Below are 2,577 nucleotides of genomic sequence, written 5' to 3'. Positions count from 1 at the left end.
ACGCCTTCCTGCTCGACTGGCGCGCGACGCTGATCCCCGGCCTGTCGATGCCGGTCGCCATGATCGGCACCATCGCCGCGATCTATCTCGCCGGTTTTTCCGTCAACATCCTGACGCTCCTGGCGCTGGTGCTGGCGACCGGCCTTGTCGTCGACGACGCCATCGTCGTGCTGGAAAACATCGTGCGCCGCCGCAACGAAGGCATGGGGCCGCGCGCCGCGGCGGTGCTCGGCACCCAGGAAGTGTTCTTCGCGGTCGTCGCCACGACGCTGACGCTGGTCGCCGTCTTCGTGCCGATCTCCTTCCTGCCGGGACAGACCGGCGGCCTGTTCCGCGAATTCGGCTTTGTGCTGGCGATGTCGGTGCTGCTCTCCTGCGTGGTCGCGCTGACGCTTTGCCCGATGCTTGCCTCGCGCATGCTGACCAGCGCCTCGCTTCACCATGAAGGCGGCACAGGCATCGGCGCGCGCATCGGCGGGGCGCTGCATCGGCTGTACAAGCGTTGCCTGCATCTTTGCCTCGACGCGCCCTGGATCGTGGTGCTGGTCGCGCTCATCTTCGCCGGCACCGCCTTCACCCTGTTCGGCACCATCCGCCAGGAACTGACGCCGGCAGAGGACCGCGCCGTGGTGCTGTTGCGCATCAACGCGCCGCAAGGCGTCAGCCTCGACTACACGACCGAGCAGATGCGCAAGATCGAGCGGCTGATCCAGCCGCTGCGCGATTCCGGCGAGATCCGGTCGACCTTCGAGAACGCCGGCAACAACGGCTCCTACAATTCGGGCTTCATGGTGATGACGCTGGCGCCCTGGGACGAGCGCATGCGCAGCCAGCAGGAGATCATGGCCGACATCAGCCGCTTGACGAAACAGGTGCCGAGCGTGCGCGTCTTTCCGGTGCAGCCGAACAGCCTTGGCATCCGCGGCGCCGGCAACGGCCTGCAATTCGCGCTGGTCGGCAACGACCGCAAGGCGCTGAGCGAGGCGGCGGTGAAGGTCGTCGACGCGATGCGCCAGGATCCCCGCTTCCAGACGCCGCGGCTTTCCGTCGATCCGACGCAGCCGCAGCTCGCGGTGGCCATCGATCGCGAGCGCGCCTCCGATCTCGGCATCGACATCACCGGGCTCGCCGACACGCTGCAGGCCATGCTCGACGGCAACGATGTCGTCGACGTCTACATCGCCGACCGCAGCTATGGCGTGAAGCTGGTCTCGACAACCAACCCGATCAACGATCCGACCGATCTGGAAAACATCTTCCTGAAGACGTCCGATGGCCGCTTCGTGCCGATGTCGACCATCGCCACGCTGACCGAGCGCGCCGTGCCGCCGTCGCTGACACGCGAGCAGCAGCAGCCCTCGGTCGCGATCACCGCCAATCTCGGCAGCGGCTTCGCGCTCGGCGAGGCGCTGACCCGCGCCGAGCAGATCGCGGCGCCGCTGCTGCCGCCCGGCGCGCGCATCCTGCCGCTCGCCGAGGCCGCCACGCTCGGCGAGAGCAACAGCGCCATGATCGCCGTCTTCGGCTTCGCGCTGGTCATCATCCTCCTGGTGTTGGCGGCGCAGTTCGAGAGCTTCATCAGCGCGGTCATCATCATGGCGACCGTGCCGCTGGGCTTGGCCTGCGCGATCTTCGCACTGCTCCTGTCGGGTACCAGCCTCAATGCCTACAGCCAGATCGGCCTGGTTCTTCTGGTCGGCGTCATGGCCAAGAACGGCATCCTCATCGTCGAGTTCGCCAACCAGCTGCGCGACCGTGGGGCAGGCGTGCGGGAGGCGATCGAGGAGGCCGCCACCATTCGCCTTCGCCCGGTGATGATGACCATGATCTGCACCGTGCTCGGCGGCGTGCCGCTGGTGCTGGCCGCCGGCGCCGGCGCCGAGGCGCGCGTGGCGCTGGGCTGGGTCATCGTCGGCGGCCTCGGGTTGGCCACCATCTCGACCCTGTTCCTGACCCCGGTCGCCTATCTCCTGCTCGGCCGCTTCGTCACGCCGAAGGCGCATGAGGAAGCCCGGCTGAAGCGCGAGCTCGAGGAAGCGGCCTATGTCGACCTGGAGCCGGCCGAGTAGGCTATTTCAACAACCGGCCTTCGATCGACCAGCGCGCAGCCAGGAAGTTCAGCACGGCCGCGACCACGACACCGATGATCTTGGCAGGCCAGACGCCGACGGCCCCCGCCAGGACAGCGATCGAGAGGCTCGAGACGCCAAGCGAAATCAGCGCGCCCAGTGAGACGAAGCGCAGGAAGGAATGGTGGAGCCGGATACCGGGGTCCCGCTCGAACGACCAGAAGCGGTTCGCCACGAAGGAGAAGAGCACCGCGACGAACCAGGCGCCGACATTGGCGACCAAGGCCGGCACCGCGAGCTTGAGCAGCAGGAAGAATGCGGTGAGGTCGATGCCGGTGTTGACCAGCCCGACCAGGGCGAAACGGACGATCTTGTTGCCGGTCGAACGCTGCGGCTGGCCGACGCTCATGCTTCGCCGCCCATGACGCGCACGCCGGCCCGTTCGAGGCTGGCGCCGAAATCCTCGGAACTCAGAACCGCAAACTCGACCTCGCGCACGGCTTGCATC

At 67.4% G+C, this 2,577-nt stretch carries 2 protein-coding genes; one reads left to right on the top strand and one right to left on the bottom strand.

The genetic code is table 11. From position 1 onward, the window contains the following. On the top strand, positions 1 to 2,069 hold a 2,069-nt coding region (locus tag EOD07_RS30310), incomplete at its 5' end, for an efflux RND transporter permease subunit (protein ID WP_164772686.1). 1 nt (position 2,070) lies between these two features. Here EOD07_RS30310 and EOD07_RS30305 read toward each other — a convergent pair. Further along, on the bottom strand, positions 2,071 to 2,478 hold the full coding sequence (locus tag EOD07_RS30305; RefSeq protein WP_127237930.1) for a GtrA family protein: 408 nt from the start codon (positions 2,476 to 2,478) through the stop codon (positions 2,071 to 2,073). Positions 2,479 to 2,577: the final 99 nt, after the last annotated feature.

Source organism: Mesorhizobium sp. M2C.T.Ca.TU.002.02.1.1, assembly GCF_003997225.1.
The sequence above is the reverse complement of the archived record's forward strand: the minus strand, read 5'-3'. Positions and strand labels throughout refer to the sequence as shown.

Coding starts and splice junctions, on each gene's coding strand:
- EOD07_RS30305 (WP_127237930.1), bottom strand. CDS start 2,478: ATGAGCGTCGGCCAGCCGCAGCGTTCGACCGGCAACAAGATCGTCCGT.